Source organism: Rahnella sp. CJA17(1/100) (genome assembly GCF_963881615.1).
Taxonomy (GTDB): domain Bacteria; phylum Pseudomonadota; class Gammaproteobacteria; order Enterobacterales; family Enterobacteriaceae; genus Rahnella; species Rahnella aceris.
The window spans coordinates 45063-61521 of record NZ_CAWOJA010000055.1 but is presented as its reverse complement, the minus strand read 5'-3'; the positions used below and the strand labels follow the sequence as shown (position 1 = coordinate 61521).

At 50.8% G+C, this 16459-nt stretch carries 17 protein-coding genes and 1 pseudogene; 11 read left to right on the top strand and 7 right to left on the bottom strand.

From position 1 onward, the window contains the following. The first annotated feature begins 102 nt into the window (after positions 1-102). The 5 genes from AACU55_RS19390 (at position 103) to AACU55_RS19370 (ending at position 4802) form a co-directional block, all read left to right on the top strand. Positions 103-549, top strand: coding sequence for a winged helix-turn-helix domain-containing protein (locus AACU55_RS19390; protein WP_051930989.1), 447 nt, complete (start codon positions 103-105; stop codon positions 547-549). Between the two features lie 22 nt (positions 550-571). Beyond that, positions 572-1114, top strand: a complete 543-nt coding sequence (locus AACU55_RS19385) for a glycoside hydrolase family 108 protein (RefSeq protein WP_015690389.1) — start codon at positions 572-574, stop codon at positions 1112-1114. A gap of 142 nt (positions 1115-1256) precedes the next feature. Continuing rightward, the gene (locus AACU55_RS19380; RefSeq protein ID WP_013576908.1) at positions 1257-2198 is read left to right on the top strand and encodes a LysR family transcriptional regulator; all 942 of its coding nucleotides are present in this window, start codon (positions 1257-1259) and stop codon (positions 2196-2198) included. Between the two features lie 263 nt (positions 2199-2461). Then, entirely contained in the window at positions 2462-2728 is a 267-nt protein-coding gene (locus AACU55_RS19375) for a phage holin family protein (protein ID WP_134705945.1), read from the top strand. Positions 2729-3017: 289 nt separating this feature from the next. Next, positions 3018-4802, top strand: coding sequence for a chitinase (locus tag AACU55_RS19370; protein ID WP_134705944.1), 1785 nt, complete (start codon positions 3018-3020; stop codon positions 4800-4802). A gap of 88 nt (positions 4803-4890) precedes the next feature. Here the strand turns inward: AACU55_RS19370 and AACU55_RS19365 are convergent, their stop codons facing one another. The 4 genes from AACU55_RS19365 to AACU55_RS19350 form a co-directional block, all read right to left on the bottom strand. After that, positions 4891-6033 carry an aminotransferase class I/II-fold pyridoxal phosphate-dependent enzyme gene (locus AACU55_RS19365; protein WP_134705943.1) on the bottom strand — a complete coding sequence of 381 codons (1143 nt, stop codon included), beginning with the start codon at positions 6031-6033 and terminating at the stop codon, positions 4891-4893. A 44-nt stretch (positions 6034-6077) separates the two neighbouring features. Continuing rightward, positions 6078-6902: an amino acid ABC transporter permease gene (locus tag AACU55_RS19360; protein ID WP_037033345.1), complete on the bottom strand. Its 825-nt coding sequence runs from the start codon at positions 6900-6902 to the stop codon at positions 6078-6080. Further along, positions 6902-7720, bottom strand: a complete 819-nt coding sequence (locus AACU55_RS19355) for a transporter substrate-binding domain-containing protein (RefSeq protein WP_015690384.1) — start codon at positions 7718-7720, stop codon at positions 6902-6904. The genes AACU55_RS19360 and AACU55_RS19355 overlap by 1 nt, the downstream gene beginning before the upstream one ends. A gap of 154 nt (positions 7721-7874) precedes the next feature. Then, positions 7875-8534: a DUF1345 domain-containing protein gene (locus tag AACU55_RS19350; RefSeq protein WP_013576902.1), complete on the bottom strand. Its 660-nt coding sequence runs from the start codon at positions 8532-8534 to the stop codon at positions 7875-7877. 155 nt (positions 8535-8689) lie between these two features. On the opposite strand from AACU55_RS19350, the gene AACU55_RS19345 reads away from it, so the two are divergent. Both AACU55_RS19345 and AACU55_RS19340 read left to right on the top strand, forming a co-directional pair. Beyond that, entirely contained in the window at positions 8690-9982 is a 1293-nt protein-coding gene (locus AACU55_RS19345; RefSeq protein ID WP_037033341.1) for a hypothetical protein, read from the top strand. Continuing rightward, a complete protein-coding gene (locus AACU55_RS19340) occupies positions 9979-10617 on the top strand; it encodes a LysE family translocator (protein WP_013576900.1) in 639 nt (212 codons plus the stop codon). The genes AACU55_RS19345 and AACU55_RS19340 overlap by 4 nt, the downstream gene beginning before the upstream one ends. Here the strand turns inward: AACU55_RS19340 and AACU55_RS19335 are convergent. Then, positions 10604-11410, bottom strand: a complete 807-nt coding sequence (locus AACU55_RS19335; protein WP_013576899.1) for a helix-turn-helix transcriptional regulator — start codon at positions 11408-11410, stop codon at positions 10604-10606. The two genes, AACU55_RS19340 and AACU55_RS19335, sit on opposite strands and share 14 nt — an antisense overlap. Before the next feature lie 607 nt (positions 11411-12017). Between AACU55_RS19335 and AACU55_RS19330 the strand changes: the two genes are divergently transcribed. Beyond that, positions 12018-13379, top strand: coding sequence for an APC family permease (locus tag AACU55_RS19330; RefSeq protein ID WP_013576898.1), 1362 nt, complete (start codon positions 12018-12020; stop codon positions 13377-13379). Positions 13380-13429: 50 nt separating this feature from the next. Here AACU55_RS19330 and AACU55_RS19325 read toward each other — a convergent pair whose 3' ends face one another. Both AACU55_RS19325 and AACU55_RS19320 read right to left on the bottom strand, forming a co-directional pair. Further along, the gene (locus AACU55_RS19325; RefSeq protein WP_013576897.1) at positions 13430-13753 is read right to left on the bottom strand and encodes an AzlD domain-containing protein; all 324 of its coding nucleotides are present in this window, start codon (positions 13751-13753) and stop codon (positions 13430-13432) included. Continuing rightward, positions 13750-14418 carry an AzlC family ABC transporter permease gene (locus AACU55_RS19320; protein WP_134705942.1) on the bottom strand — a complete coding sequence of 223 codons (669 nt, stop codon included), beginning with the start codon at positions 14416-14418 and terminating at the stop codon, positions 13750-13752. Before AACU55_RS19320 ends, AACU55_RS19325 begins: the two co-directional genes overlap by 4 nt. 98 nt (positions 14419-14516) lie before the next feature. Here AACU55_RS19320 and AACU55_RS19315 point away from each other — a divergent pair, with 98 nt between their 5' ends. The 3 genes and pseudogenes from AACU55_RS19315 to AACU55_RS19305 all read left to right on the top strand — a co-directional run bounded on the left by AACU55_RS19315 (position 14517) and on the right by AACU55_RS19305 (position 16457). After that, entirely contained in the window at positions 14517-15065 is a 549-nt protein-coding gene (locus tag AACU55_RS19315) for a helix-turn-helix domain-containing protein (protein ID WP_013576895.1), read from the top strand. Between the two features lie 130 nt (positions 15066-15195). Then, positions 15196-15853: pseudogene (locus AACU55_RS19310) on the top strand (hypothetical protein). A 349-nt stretch (positions 15854-16202) separates the two neighbouring features. Then, the gene (locus AACU55_RS19305) at positions 16203-16457 is read left to right on the top strand and encodes a hypothetical protein (protein ID WP_037033333.1); all 255 of its coding nucleotides are present in this window, start codon (positions 16203-16205) and stop codon (positions 16455-16457) included. Positions 16458-16459: the final 2 nt, after the last annotated feature.

Sequence of the window (16459 nt, the reverse complement as noted above, 5' to 3'; positions counted from 1 at the left end):
TAATCCTATTGCCTGTGGTGAAAATAATAAAAACAGATACGCTTAATCATCAGCAAAGATTAAGGGGCAACTACAAATGGCTGAAATAATGGAGGGGAGAGGATGATGGCTGTATATCTTATAAATGGCGAATATGTCTTTAATGAAAAAACCAAGGAGTTTAAAAAACTTCACAGTGATGTGAATATTAAACTGACCTCAATGAGAGCACGTTGCCTGAGTTATATTATTGAACATGCAAAAGATGAAGTGATCGAAAAAGAGGCCATCTCTGTCGCGTTATGGGGAAGCCGCAGTAAATTCACCAGCGATGCCAGTTTGACCCAGACCCTTTATTTAATCCGCCGCGATCTTAAATTTGCCGGGCTGGATGAATTCTTCATTACTGTGCCGAAATCAGGCATTCGTGTCAGTACCTCGGCCACTGTGGAAGTCATGGAAGAGAAGGTATCACCGGTTAAGAACCTCAGACCGTGGATACTGATGTTTGGTTTTTTGGTGTCGGTACTGTTGCTTGGTACCGCGTTGTTTCTGACGTTTCAACTTTAACTGTTGTCCGGAGGAAGACCTTATGTTTACCAACCCTGTGATTAATTCCGTACTGAAAAACGAAGGTGGCTATGTAGACCACCCGAATGATACCGGTGGCCCGACGCATTGGGGTATCACCGAAAAAACGGCCCGCAGTTATGGCTATACCGGAAAAATGACCGATTTCACGAAAGAAGATGCTTATCTGATCCTTGAAAAGAATTACTGGTATCAGCCGGGATTCGACAAAGTGTATGCCATTGCGCCAGGTCTGGCGCTGGAACTGTGCGACACCGGCACCAACATGGGACCGGCAGTGGGTATCCGTTGGTTGCAGCGCTGGCTGAATGTATTTAATCACGGTGAAGCATATTATGGTGATATCGTCGTGGACGGCAAAATCGGCCCCGGTACGCTAAAGGCGTTAACACAGTTCATTGAGAAGCGTGGCACCGAAGGAGCGGGCGTGTTAATCACTTCTATTAATTGCAGTCAGGGGCAACGTTACCTGGAGTTGGCAGAAGGGCGTAGTGCGAATGAGTCGTTTGTTTACGGCTGGATGAAGGGGCGGATAACGCTTTAAATATGCTCGGGATATGTGATTAATACGTACGCAACTCAAAACGCTTCACAATATTAAAGGTGGATTTTTATGAAAACTGAATGCATAAAGAGCTGTATTATTTATTTCGAAGCAAACGCCCCCTTTATCTGGAGAGTAAATAATGAACGAGTCAAGTACAATTAACTTTGATTACAATCTTATCAAGATAATGAATGAAGTGATTGTTTCTGGGAATATTTCAAAAGCAGCAGAAAATTTGAATCTTACACCTTCCGCAGTAAGCTTATCGATAAATAAGCTCAGACGACATCTGGGTGAAGAACTGTTTTACCGCACGGCTACGGGTCTGAAACCCACCGCCACTGCGCTGGATATCCATGATTCTTTTGTCAACGCCATTACGATTATTGAAGATGTTTTACAGTCCTCAAGAACCGAAGGGCCATCGGGTGCCATATTGCGGGTAATGTGTCCGGATGTTCTGGAGGACTATTATTTTAACCGGATGTATAAGAACGAAAGTGGAAAGTCAGTAAAGGTCGAATTTTCTAATTCAACGAATATTAAGAGTGATGAAATGGTAAGGAGTTTGTTACAGGCAAATATCGATGTTGTTATTTCGCATCATGCTCTAAATCATGAGAAAATCACCTCAATAAAAATTGATGCCATGGATGAGTTTGTTATCCTGTGCGGTGCTAGCAGTTTATTGTCCAACCAGAGAGAACTGGCGTTAATGCATTACTACGCATTACCTCACGCTGTCTATAACGACGGTATTTATAATGATTTTACCGGTCTTCTCGGCACGACGTTGACGATTAACGCACCTTACGCGGGTCTGGTTAAAGTCATTTACCGCTCTTCTTCCATCAACGGTATCATCAGCGCGCTCGAACGCAGTGATATGCTCACTGTGTTACCCAGGGTGCTGGCGGATTACTTTATCAGGGAGCGGCATTGCAAGTTAAAGTGCTTTGATCTACCTAAAGAAATTTCAATAAAGGACTCCCCGGTCTACATGAATTACCTTTCAAACAGCAGTAAGCGACGCTATGTTCATCTGGTGATGTCACAGCTGAAAAGCGCGGAATCAATATGAAGGATGTGGCAAGAAATGCAGTTAACGTGATTTAAGAGAGTGTTTGTTTATTTTTTAATGATTTTTTTAATAAAAAATCAGCGCCGGATTGTTAAAATTAATTATTGAGCTGAAGTGATTATGGCTTTGATGATGGCCGGATTATCATTGTCGCAGTTATCTCAATCTTTATTAGTTAATCTATGAGGTTTTTCGTCATGATCAGTCTTCATGCTAACGAAGTTGTGTTTATATAATTTGAGTTATTAGTTTCTATATTAGTTATGTCATCCTGGGGTGGCCTGGTGCGATTTATCATGCGCTGCAAAAGTAAGCCCACTGTGGAGGATGTTTATAAATGTTTTACGCAAATCGTTGTGTCGTGTTTCACAGGTTTCCTGCTAAGCATCGTTTTCATCGAAAGGGATATGGGTTTTAACATGATCCTGATGACCTCCGGTATAGGCGGTGTGTTAGGCGGGCCACTATTAATTCTGGTAGGGGACCGGGTGAAGAAATTGGCGGGAACTTTTACACTGGCCCAACGGTAAACAACTTTATTCACTAAGTATTCAAAGTTTGTTCATAAGTATGTGGACTGATTCCGGGTGATCAGTCCGCATTTTTTATTGTTCTTCGAATAAATTTATAAGTGGTTTTTAATAAATATCATCCGTTTTTTATGATGTTTATGGCTTTGTTTTTATTAGCCTGTATGCGCTTATGCGATTAGCCTTTTGACTGACAGGGCAGGGGGCAGTACAGAAACTCTGACCGGTTAATGTTATGCAGAAATAATTTTCAGCATTTAACTTCGACTATTTATATAAGGTTGTCCTTATGCGCAGAACTAAAGATAAATACCTTTTGAATCTTATTACACTCTCCTGTCTGATGGCCTGTGTTGCTCCGGCAATGGCAGCCGATACGTCGGATCCCTATGTCATCAAAGAAAGTGATCTGATTAAAAAAGAAAACAGCCTGACTCAAAACCCGCTGATGCAGGAGGTTAAGGCGTCTATCCGCACACTGGATAATGCTTCCGTCGATAAAATCGCCCCCGGCCGCAGCGATAACCCGGCTAACGTGAAGCGGGTGGACAGCATTCTGGGCGGTGATAAGTGGGAACACATTTTCCCGCTGCGTGACCCGAGCTATACCTACACCAAATTCCTGCAGGCCATCGGCAAGTTCCCGGCCGTGTGCGGAACGTATACCGACGGACGCGATTCGGATGCCATTTGCCGTAAAGGCCTTGCCACCATGTTTGCACACTTCGCACAGGAAACCGGCGGCCACGAGAGCTGGCGCCCGGAAGCCGAATGGCGTCAGGGGCTGGTCTATCTGCGAGAAATGGGCTGGAAAGAAGGGCAGAAAGGCGGCTATAACGGCGAATGTAATCCGAATGTCTGGCAGGGACAAACCTGGCCTTGCGGCAAAGATGCCGACGGCGATTTTGTCAGCTACTTCGGTCGCGGTGCCAAACAACTTTCTTATAACTATAACTACGGCCCGTTCTCCGATGCGATGTTCGGCACGGTCAGAACCCTGCTGGATAAACCGGAACTGGTGGCGGATACCTGGCTGAACCTTGCCAGTGCGGTGTTCTTCTACGTCACGCCGCAGGCACCGAAGCCGAGTATGCTGCATGTGATCGACGGCACCTGGCAGCCGAACGATCGTGACAAAGCCAACGGTCTGGTGCCGGGATTCGGCGTGACTATTCAGATCATCAATGGCGGTGTTGAGTGCGGTGGCTCGCAGGAAATCGCGCAGGGCCTGAACCGTATCTCCTACTACAAAAGCGAAGCGGAATACCTGAAAGTGCCGGTTCCGGCTAATGAAGTGCTGGGCTGTAAAAACATGAAACAGTTTGATGAAGGTGGAGCCGGTGCGCTGCCGCAGTACTGGGAACAGGACTGGGGATGGTCATCAGAAACGCCAACTGGCCTGACGTATTCCTGTCAGCTGGTCGGTTATCAGACACCGTTCTCCGCGTTCAAAGAGGGCGATTACAAACGCTGCGTCCAGCACTTCTTTAACGTGAAAGTGGTCGATGATGCCGGTAAAGAAGAAGCGGTGACACCTGCTCCTGAACCGACGCCAGCACCAACACCGGAACCGACGCCAGCCCCGGCTGACGGCAATTCAGCGCCGGTGGCAAAACTCTCCGGTCCGATTGGTGATGTGGAAAGCCAGGCGAATGTGACGCTCAATGCAGCAGAATCTACCGACGCTGACGGCGATAAACTGACCTACAGCTGGTTGCTGCCGAACGGGTCCACCCTCGCCGGTAACGATCGTGAATCGCTGAGTTTTGTCGCACCCGTGGTCACCACTAAGCAAAGCTTCAACTTTACCCTCACCGTGTCCGACGGGAAGAAAAGCAGTGTGGCCACCTACGTGCTGACGGTCACACCGAAGGTATTGCCGATCCCTGATGAAGGCACCAGCACCGGCTGCGCTGACAACTGGGATGCCGGTAAAGTGTATAACGGCGGAGAAAGTGTTAACTGGAAAGGTAAGGAGTATCTCGCGAATTACTGGACTCAGAACAATGAGCCAGGTAACCCGTCGTTCACTGGCGAATGGTCACAGTGGAAAGAGATCAAAGCCTGTAAGTAACGTGTAAGTCATTAACAAATCAATGGCAAGTCCGGTTTCCGTTCATCGGGGAAAACTAAAATGGGTGCGATTTCCGCGCCCATTTTTTTCATCCCTGCTGGCCGCGTTTGTCCAGCCATCTCCCCGTTTCACCCAGTGCTTCATCAAGATTTTCGCGACCAAAACCTATGCGCAGGAAATCTTCCGACACTCTGTTCAGTTCTGACGCGTAGGCGACAGAAGGGATCACCATCACACCGGCTTCTTCCACCAGCTGTGTGGCAAAGGCTTCTGCGCCTTGCTCACCGGTAAAACGTGGGAACGCCAGCACACCGGCTTTCGGCACGCTGAGCCTGAACAGGTGCGGGTATTGCGCCAGAAATTGAGTCAGTGTTACGAGCTGGCGGCGCGAGCGTTCCATCACCCGTTCAAGGATCGGTGCGCGGGCATTGAGTGCCACCGTGGTGAGAAACTCGCCGGGCATGGAATTACAGATCGACAGATACTGCTTCATGCGCTCGAGTTCCCGCATCCACGCTTTATCCTGACAGGCCACCCAGCCGATGCGCAGCCCCGGTAATCCGTAAGCTTTGGAGGTCACGTTCAGCGAAATGCCACGTTCGTAAATATCCGCCAGTTGCGGCAGCCGGTCTGCCGGATCAAACTCTGTCAGCCGGTACACTTCGTCCGAGAAAATCCAGATCCCGCGATCGCGGCATAACACGATCAGTTCGTCGAGTTGCTGACGGCTAATCAGCGCGCCGGTCGGATTGTGCGGAAAGTTAATCACCAGCACTTTGGTATTGGCGCGCAGCGCGTCGCGGACTTTGCCGGTATCCAGCGCCCAGTCGTTATTTTCATCAAGCGCCACGCCGGTGACCTCGCACAGCGATAACGGCACGCTTTCCAGCGACTGATAATTTGGGGTGATCACCACGGCGTGATCGCCGGATTTGAGCAACATCTGAAAACTGGCGTAAATCGCTTCGTCGGCACCGGCAAAACTGATGACGTCCTGCGCGGTGACATTTTTATAGGTCGAGGCGATGGCGTCGAGCAGTTCCGGCGTTCCGCGCAGTGGCGGATAATCCAGCATGGTCTGCATGAACGGCGCGCGGTGCTCTTTCCCTGCCAGTTCAAATAACGTATCCAGGCTCATCGATTCAGGATAGGAAGAGGACAGCGGAAAACGCACAGCGTGTTCGAGGCGCGAGAGATAGCTGATTAAACGGAAATCTTCAGGAAAAGCCATGATATACCTGCGATAAGAAGTCAGAGCATTTGAAAATAAAAAGTTTAGCGGCGGTGGCCTTGTGCAAAACGGCGCTCAAGGCGGCTTTGCAGCAGTTCCAGCACGATCGACATAATCCAGTATATTGCCGCCGCAGTCGCCAGCATTTCCATATAACGATAGGTGCTGCGCCCGTAGGATTGCGCCAGAAAATTCAGCTCCCACAGCCCCATCAGTGACACCAGAGACGAATCTTTCAGCATCGAAATAAACATCGACCCGGCGGGCGGGATAATGATGCGCAGTGCCTGCGGCGCGGTGACGTGAACGGCCACCGTCCAGCGTGACACGCCGAGCGCCAGCGCGGCTTCCTGCTGACCGCGTGGCACCGAGAGCACGCCGCTGCGGATAGTTTCCGCCAGATACGCGCCGTAGTTCATCGACAGAGCGATAATGCCCGAGCTGAGCGCCCCGAGCACAATTCCCACCTGCGGCAGCGCCAGATAGATAATCAGCACCTGCACCAGCAGCGGCGTGCCGCGAAACAGCGAGGCGTAAAACGTCGCACAACCAAACGCCAGCGCATTTTCAGACATCCGGCCGAGCGCGGTAATCAGGCCAATCAGCAGACAGAAAAACATCGAGCAGGCGGTGATCATAATGGTCAGCGCCGCACCCTGAATAAAGCCGTCCGGCGACAGGCGCAGGCCAAGCAGGAACGGCAATTTCTGCCCAATCAGGCTCCAGTCCAGCCCCATTTTGCTGAACGCGCCGAGCAGCAGGCTGAGCAAAATCAGCCACGTCAGCCCGGTTTTAAATTTAAACGCATGTGCGTGGTGCCAGCGCTCCGGCGTTTCCACTTTCGGTTGGCTGTCCGGGATTTGTGGCATTACGGTACCTCGTGGGTAATATCTTCACCCAGCCAGTGCTGAGAGATTTTCGCCAGCGTGCCATCGTCGCGCAGCGATTTGATGGTATCGGCCACTTTCTTGTCCCATTCGGCGTCACCTTTGTCGGTGGCTACCCAGTTCGGTTCAGCATAAAGCTCGGTGACAATTTTAAACACTGGCGCACGTTTGATGCGGGCATTCGCGGTGGCTAAATCTGACACCACGCCGTCGAGGCGCACACCCGGCCCGAGCGCCAGATTCTGGAACGCCACTTCTTCGTCGCTTGGGATCACGTGTACGTTATCGAACGGGAATGTGATGGGTTTGCTGCCCGGGATCACCAGCGTTTTTTGCAGATAAGTTTCGTAGGTTGAACCAATGCCGACGCCAATCTTTTTATTGCTCAGATCGGCCGCCGATTTAATGCGGTCGTCTTTCTTATTGACCACTAAGACCGCCGGAGAGTTGTAATACGGCGTCGGAAAATCCAGTACTTTGGCGCGCTCGGTGTTTGGCGTCATCGAGCAGATACAGGTATCCCAGCGACCCTGCCATTTGCCGCCGACAATCGTTTCCCAGCCCGGTGCGATGATTTCAAGTTTTACGCCCATGCGCTGCGCCACCGCTTTCGCCACATCCACGTCAAAACCGGCCAGCTGGTTATTATCATCAATAAAACCAAACGGCGGGTAATCGTTAACGATCGCATTGCGCAGCACACCGGTTTGGGTCACGCGATCCAGCGTCGCACCGGCAAATGAGGCAGCAGAAAACAGTGTGGCGGCAAGGAGAGTCACAGCTACAAACGGAGTGCGCATAAATGGAGTTCCTTAAACGTAACCAGAATGGGAATTTATTGTGAAAACCTACACTAACTTTTAGACGTATAGAAGTCTAAATTAAACCTTTTCTGACTTACAGTGAACTCTGCGGGAAATCCTCCCAATGACAGCGCATTACTTCAACCCAGGGTTAACTCAGTAATCCCGCCCCGACGTTAATGGACAACCCTAGAATCGCCAGATTAAAGACAAAGGAAATGACCGACTGCAACAGGGCAATCTGGCGCATATCGGTGGTGCCGGTCGCGACGTCGGCGGTTTGTGAGGCGACGGCGATGGTGAAGGAGAAATAGAGAAAATCCCAGTAGCCGGGCTGCTCAGGCTTTTCCGGGAAGATCATCGGCGTGATGTCTTTTGTCTGCCGCAGATAGTGATGATGCGCGTAATGCATGGCGAAAGAGGTCGGCAGCAACGCCCACGAGGCAATCAGCGTAGTCGCGGTCAGCAAGATATGCAGGGTTTTTGCACTTCCCGTCAGCGCTTTAAGCGAGCCGAGTTCCATCAGGATCGCCAGAATGCTCACCAGGCAGGTGAGCGTGACCAGCGTCAGCACCAGACTGGCGCTTTCATCCTGCGTTTTAGCGATGTGCGGGATATCCTTCGCTTCGGTGCGAAGCATGCGAAACCACAGAAAAAACAGATACATCCATGCCAGCACATTCCAGCCAATCATCAGCCGCTGCAAAATTCCCAGATGCGGGGGAAGCGCGAAGAAGCAAATCAGACCAGCAACAATAGAAATCAGTAAACGGCCACGAACGTGCAGATAATGGCGCAGAGAGAAACTCATGATGTCAGGCACCTGGTAAAAGAAACGGGGATAGATTAACTGTAGTCGCCGGGGGCAATATCCGGCGTGCAGACTTATGCGCAATTTCTTCCAATACCCCGCCGCAGGGGAGTGTTTAAGTAGTTTCTCTCCATTGCGCTCAAGGGTTTGAAACTATGTTTACGACATCATTTTGGCCAGTCGCCCCGGCATATCAGGTATCCATGATGGATCTGGATGCCCCGGAAAATTTAAGTCCTAAAGCTTTGCAAACGATTCATTATTGCCTGCGTCTGACCGAAGCCATCAACCAGCTGGAAGCGGCCTGTGAAAGCCGTTTGCTGGATGCCCTGCGTGAAGAGATGTCGATTCAGTGTTTCCGTTTAGCGCCGCTGTTTGATGATCCCGATACCCGGCGCGGACTGTTTTTACGGGCGGAAATGCTGGCAGATGACAGTTGCGGAAAAACGGTACTACCGCAAATTGCTGGCCTGAAGGAACAGCAACTGGTGCTGGGCATCGGTAACACGTCCACCTGGGTGGGGAAATCCAAACAGAGTTTTTATTCGTCGTGGTTTGGTGAACCTGCCCCGGTTTTGCAGGAAGTTTCCGACGTGATGGACAGCCTGTTTCCGGAAAGCTTACTGTATCTGCAAAAGGAAATCGCCGCCGATTTACTGGCGATGCCGGGCTGTGCATACAAAATTATCAACCTCTTTGGCATTGCCGGTGAAGCCAATACCTATCCCAAACATTTTGCCTATTTCTTCCCGGAAGACGAGGGGCTGAAGTATTCGCCGGTCAAACGCACGGTGGTGTTTGCCAATACGTATCAGCAATTGTTCGAGCTGTTTTCACGTACCGAAGCCGCCAAAATGGGCTGGGCCGAAGACATGCTGCCAGACAGTGATGTGTGCCAGCGTTATCTGATTGCCTGGTTCCGCGGGCACGACCTCGGGCATTCTCTGGTGCGTAACGAGAACGTCTTTCCGAAACTCAGCAAAATTGATCGCTGGGGATCGATGATAGTGCAGGAAGCGCTGGCCGATCAGTTTGGTTTACTGATGTGCCTCACGCCGCAGGTGGCCACCGGTTTGCAGCTCGACCGGACCGTGCTGGCGCGGATCTATTTCCTCGAAATGTTGCGCTATCTGCGCCGCGGCCCGTCAAGTTATCCGGATGCTGGCGCGGCCTGGATCCAGTTCAACTATCTGCGCGAACACGGTTGCATTGAGCTGTCGGCGGAGACGCTTGATTTCCATCCGGCGCTGTTTTACCCGCAAATGGCCGATCTGACCCGCCTGATGAGCGAAGCGCTGCTGGGGGGCGATGCGGAGCGTGCGCAGGCGTTCATGCTGCAACATTGTCCGCACACTAATCCGGAAGATGTCGAAATCCTGATGGCGCGCCTCGGTACAACCAATGACATGATTGAATACAACCAGTTAATTAAGAGAGTCCCGTTATGATGCCGTTTTCAAATGGATTTTTACTCAGCCTGTCGCTGTGTCTGGACATTGGGATTGCTAATATCGCCATGATGACGCTGGCGATGCAGCGGGGGTATTTTCATGGATTCTGGCTGGGCATCGGCACCTGCATCGGCGACTTAATTTACGCGGTGCTGGCGCTGGCCGGGATGACCATTTTGCTGCAATACCAGAGTGTGCGCTGGGTGCTGTGGGTCGGCGGTTCACTGATGCTGATGTGGTTTACCTACAAAATGATCCGCGCCGCGCTCGCGCCTGCGGAGGATCTGAGCGCCGGTGACAGCGCGCAGCCACGTTCTGTTATTCGTAATTTTGGTCGCGGCATCGTACTGGCAATGTCTTCACCCACCGCTATTTTGTGGTTTGCCGCCGTCGGCGGGGCACTGATCTCCCGCATGGGGCAGGGAAGCACGGCGAATGCCTCGTGGTTCCTGGGCGGCTTCTTTATTGCAGGCGTGTTCTGGACGATGGTCATCTGTTCCGTCGGCAGCCTTGGCGGAAAAATGCTGGGCACCAAAATGCTGAAATATTCTTATGTGGCCTCAGCGGCGATCTTCTCTTACTTTGCGCTGTATGTGGTGATCAGCGGTTATCGGGAGTTCATCTTGGTATAAGCACCTGCGATGCGTGAAGTGACTGCGAATAAAGATGGGGAGTGATCCCCATCATCTTACGGAACGTATTGATGAAATGGCTTTGATCATAAAAGCCCAGCCCTATCGCCACATCCAGCGCATTATTATTTTTACGCAGCTGATTTCTGGCCTCGAGCAAACGCAGTTGCATATGGTATTGCAGCGGCGGCATGCCGATGTGCTGGCGGAACAGGCGGACAAAGTGAAACTTGCTCAGTCCGCTGATTTGCGCCAGCGTATCGAGATGGATTTTGCGGGTCAGATGGTCGCGCATAAAATCGAGCGCCAGCGTAATCGGCCGCAAAGACTGTTCCTGCTCTCTGGCGGGTTCTTCCAGCAATGCCCCCAGCAGCCACAACAAATTTTGTTCCTGATCGTCGTCATTCAGCGTGCGTTTGTAATGGCACAGTGCCGAAAACAGCGCGGGATTACTCAGCACGCCTTCGGTTAACACCGGCGCGCAGTGATCGGAACGCAGATTGTGATCGACCGACACCTGACGCAGTAAAGCCTGCGGAATATGCACGCTGAGAAATTCGACCTTGTCGTTACCGAACAGCGACGACTGAACGGTGGCCGGGTTGTAAATCGTGATATCGCCGCCGCGCACAAGTTCGGTTTTGCCGTGCAGCCAGATTTCTTCCGTACCGGTCAGATTGGCACTGATGACATATTCGTCGTGAGTATGACGCGGAAATGAAGAATTGCTCGCTGTCAGGTGCGAGCATTCAATCTCATTAGCCATCGTCCATTCAGAAATAGAAAGAGACACGTTGCACTCCGAAAATCTTTGCTGTGCGGAAAAGAGGCTACATTGGTTTTTCTTATATGAAATTTATAGCACAAATTGTTAACAACAAAAGCGAGGAAAATTCATCTCTCATCGCAACAGGCTAAATTTTCAGATTTTGCCCATTAGTCAATCCGGGCAGCGGGACCCGGCGGAATGTTGTATGAATGTTGATTAATAGCCGCAGACGTTATTTTCACCCACGCGCTGCCGATATTTGATAACGGCAATAACGGGGAATTCATTTTTGTTTTACAGGATAAAAACAATTAGCAAAACCACCGGCAAACGACTTTGGCAATACGTGCTCGTTTTGACTGCCTGTTTTATTTATTGACCGTGTTTATTCTTATCCGGCTTGTAAATTCAATACTTAATAAGGCAAAATATGCGCCCCGCAAAACGGGGATGACTCATTTTTCGTTCATTGCACTACGCATTCTTCATTAAGCAAACCTTCAAATACCAGAGGCCGGGCTAAGTACCGGATAGATATTTACTTTCAGATACCGACAGTCTTGTCGCAAGGAATCATAAATGGTGCAGCACTCTTTATATGCAGCGTTCTCCGTCATGGGAAATCAACATCATGTCGGATAACCTCGTCACAGGGTCCCCTTCCCGCGTGGAATTACGTAAAAGCCTTACGCTGATTCCGGTTGTCATGATAGGTCTGGCCTATATGCAACCCATGACACTGTTCGATACGTTCGGTATTGTCTCCGGCCTGACGGACGGCCATGTGCCGACGGCGTATGCCTTTGCGCTGATCGCCGTGCTGTTCACCGCGCTGAGTTACGGCAAGCTGGTGCGCCGCTATCCTTCCGCCGGTTCTGCGTATACCTACGCGCAAAAAGCCATTCATCCTGTGGTCGGTTTTATGGTCGGCTGGTCGTCGCTGCTTGATTACTTATTCGCGCCCATGATCAATATTCTGCTGGCAAAAATCTATTTTGAAGCGCTGGTACCGTCGGTGCCGTCGTGGATATTTGTCGTCGTACTGGTCAGCTTTATGACGCTGTCGAATTTGCGCAGTATCAAAACGGTCGCCAACATTAATACGCTGGTTGTTGTCTTGCAGATTGTGCTGATCACGGTGATCACCGGCATGGTGATTTATGGCGTGAATCACGGCACCGGCTATGGCACGCTCGCCAGCACCCAACCGTTCTGGGGTGAAAATGCGCATACCGTGCCGATGATTACCGGCGCGACCATTTTGTGTTTCTCCTTCACCGGTTTTGACGGCATCAGTAATTTGTCGGAAGAAACCAAAGACGCAGAACGGGTGATCCCGCGGGCGATATTCCTGACCGCTTTAATTGGTGGCGTGATCTTTATTGCGGCGACCTATTTCCTGCAACTCTATTTCCCGGATATCTCCAGCTTTAAAGACCCGGACGCCTCACAGCCGGAAATCATGCTGCAGGTGGCAGGCCGGGCGTTCCAGTTTGGCGCGCTGATTTTCTCCAGCATCACCGTGCTGGCCTCCGGTATGGCAGCGCACGCGGGCGTTTCCCGCCTGATGTATGTGATGGGGCGTGATGGTGTGTTCCCGAAACGCTTCTTCGGCTATATCCATCCGACATGGCGCACCCCGTCTTTCAACGTGCTGCTGGTCGGCGCCATTGCCTTGCTGGCGATTAATTTCGATCTGGTCACCGCCACGGCGCTGATTAACTTTGGTGCGCTGGTGGCATTCACGTTTGTGAACCTGTCGGTGATTTCGCAATTCTGGATCCGCGAGCAGCGCAACAAAACCGTTGTGGATCATATTCAGTATTTGCTATTGCCGCTGTGCGGTGCGCTGACCGTTGGTGCGTTGTGGGTGAATCTGGAAGAAGGCTCGATGGTGCTCGGCCTGATCTGGGGCGCAATCGGCTTTATCTATCTGGCCTGCATGACCAAAAGCTTCCGCAATCCGGTACCGCAATACGAAGACGTAGCGTAACTCATCACTGGTGTGAAAATGGCTCCTGCGGGAGCCATTCTTGTTTCTGCCTACTGAATACCGAACCCGCGCAGCAGCGCCGTCACTGCTGCTGCCGCAATAATAATCACCATCAGCGGCGCTTTTCTCCAGGCTAAAAACAACGCCACGCTGACGCCGGTGACCCGCGCGTATCCGGCGAAATGCTGACCTTCGAACAGCGCCGACGTAGCGGCCACCGCCAGCAATAAGGTGGTGGCCGCATCCGATAACATTGTCTGAGTTGCAGGGGAGAAATTCAGGCGTGAACCCAGCCGGTAACCGGCCACGCGCATCAGAAATGTTCCGGCGGCGAGCACCGCAATTCCCGCGATCATCAGGCTGTGTGAGGTCATTTTCGGTTCCTCCACGCCAGCAATCCGAGCAGGGAAAACAGCACCGGCATACCGGCCGGAACGAAAGGCACCGCAGCCAGCGAAATCAGCGCACCGGAGGTAGCGGGTATGCGCGTTCTGCGGCTGCGCAGCGCCGGGAAAATCAACCCCAGCAAAATGGCCGGGAACACGGCATCAAGGCCGATGGCTTTGATATCCGGAATGAACTGGCCGATGTACGCCCCGGCCATCACACTGACCGGCCAGAATAAGGCGATACCTGCACCGCATAACCAGTAGGCGGTTTTGCGTTTTTCATGGGTAGATTGCGAGATGCCAAACACCACGCTTTCATCGTTCATGATGTGACAACCCAGCCAGCTCATGGCTTTGCTGCCGACCAGATCCTTCACCGCAATCCCGAACGGTAAATGGCGCGCATTGACCAGCAATCCGGCCGCCGCCGCCGCAAACGGGCTGCCACCCCCGCCGACGATGGCGATAAATAGAAACTCCGACGCCCCTGCCAGCACCAGCAGCGAAAGCATCAGCGGCACCCACAGCGGGAAACCGCCTGCGACCGCCAGTGAACCATAAGAAATGCCGACCAGACCATCGGCCAGACACACCAGAAAGATGGCTTTAAGCACATCATTCCCCAACGGTGAAAAGAAACGCGCAAACATAATTCCATCCCATAACGAACAAGTATCCATTATAATGAACGCATCTGCATCGTTCTTCAAGTCGAACGATCGTTCGTTATACTGATCATGAGGCGGTTATGTCACAACCTATTAGCGTTATTTCGAAGGGACTGGTTCGTGAACGCCAGCGGGCTGGCCTGTCACTGGCGGAAGTCGCCCGCCGTGCCGGTATCGCCAAATCGACGCTTTCCCAGCTTGAAGCGGGCAACGGGAATCCGAGTCTGGAAACCCTGTGGGCGCTGTGTGTGGCGCTGAACATTCCTTTTGCGCGACTGATGGAGCCGGAAGTGAATAAAATGCAGGTGATCCGCCGGGGTGAAGGTCCGGCGGTAGTGGCCGAACTGGCGGATTATAAAGCGGTATTACTCGCGACCTGTCCGCCCGCTGCACGCCGGGATATTTATCTGCTGACCACGCAACCGGGCGCTGACCGTATCTCCAGCCCGCATCCGCAGGGCTCGGTCGAGCACATCATCATCACCCAGGGACGCGCCCTCGTCGGGCTGGTTGACTCACCAGTGGAACTGAATGCCGGAGATTACATTTCCTATCCCGCCGACGTCGAACATATCTTTCGCGCGCTGGAACCGGACACCATGGCGGTGCTGGTATCGGAGCAGAGTTAAGATTTTGTGTTGATGAGCAATCTGTGATCCCGGAGGTACTGCGCGGCAGATATATACAATAAAGAGTCTGGTTGCTGAGTTATTAATGTCCTACAATTTGCGCGGGAATTATTAATGGCTAAGGGATGACATGGCTGACATTGATGATATTGCAACGCGCATTGCCGGGATTATTCTTTCCCCTGATTCTGTATATGGCACTGATAAACGGTGCACTGACCGTTCCGGTTGATTTTGGATACATGGTGTATGGGATATTTGATACCGGTTCACGTTACATACATGAAACGATGCGAATACGTATGGCGGATGCCATCAGAAACGACATTCTGAATCATCACCATATCTCTGAAGCCGTTAAGCTGGTTTTTACCGAGTTTAATAAATATGTTTCAGAAACTGAGCAAGACAAAATTTACAGGGAGGTTTTTACTTCATTCATTGGACGAATGGGAACCAACATAATAATTGCGCTGATAACTGCCTCAGTATTAGAACGAGTCTCTTTCATCTCTGCCAGTTTTCGCTATCAGCCGATATCTGCATTAACCGGCGTTTTGCTAATAGGAGGCATGACAGAGCGTTCAATACGAACATCAGAAGCTCTTGAAACTGAGGATCCTGAAGTCTATAAACTCCTCAGACCGAGGGATTACGACCTTCTATATTTTTTGTTTAAGCCTTCAGTACAACCCTTTGTCGATGCGATACATGTCAGGGTGACACAGGGGGAATCCGCATTCAGAAAGATAATGGACACGGTGAGGAGGAAACTCAATGCCGCATAATAACCCATTTATACAATTTATCCGGTCCCTGCTCTACATCGCTTATAAGATAATTACCTTCACGATAAGTCATAGTCTCGAAGCACTTATTGGCCCACTGATCGTTATTGGCTCAATACTTTGCATTATGTTTATCGAACCCTAGCCGGTGAAGTTTGTCAGCATCGGAGTATGGCTGGTGTTTCTCTATTTTCTGTCTAAGGCGATTGATAAAATCACTGGCAGAGATAAACGTGATAATTAACTTGATAAGGACATGATATGGCGGTTCCTATTCCCATTGGCATTATATCTATCAAGGGCATATGTAGGGATCATGCATTCAGGGAAACAATGAGGCGTAAAATAAATGTCAACCAATAGCCGCTTATTGGAATTTATTAATTTTCTGATTATCAAAGTAAAAAATATGGTGGCTTTTATAGTCTATCATTCGTTTGGCTTTGCATTTGCCCCGTTAGTTATTTTTGGCCCAATACTTTGCATTATGTTTGTCGAACCCTGGCCGTTGAAGTTTGTCAGTATCGGAGTATGGCTGGTGTTCCTCTATTTTCTGTCAAAAGTGATTGATAAAATCACTGGCAGAGATAAACGTGATAATTAATT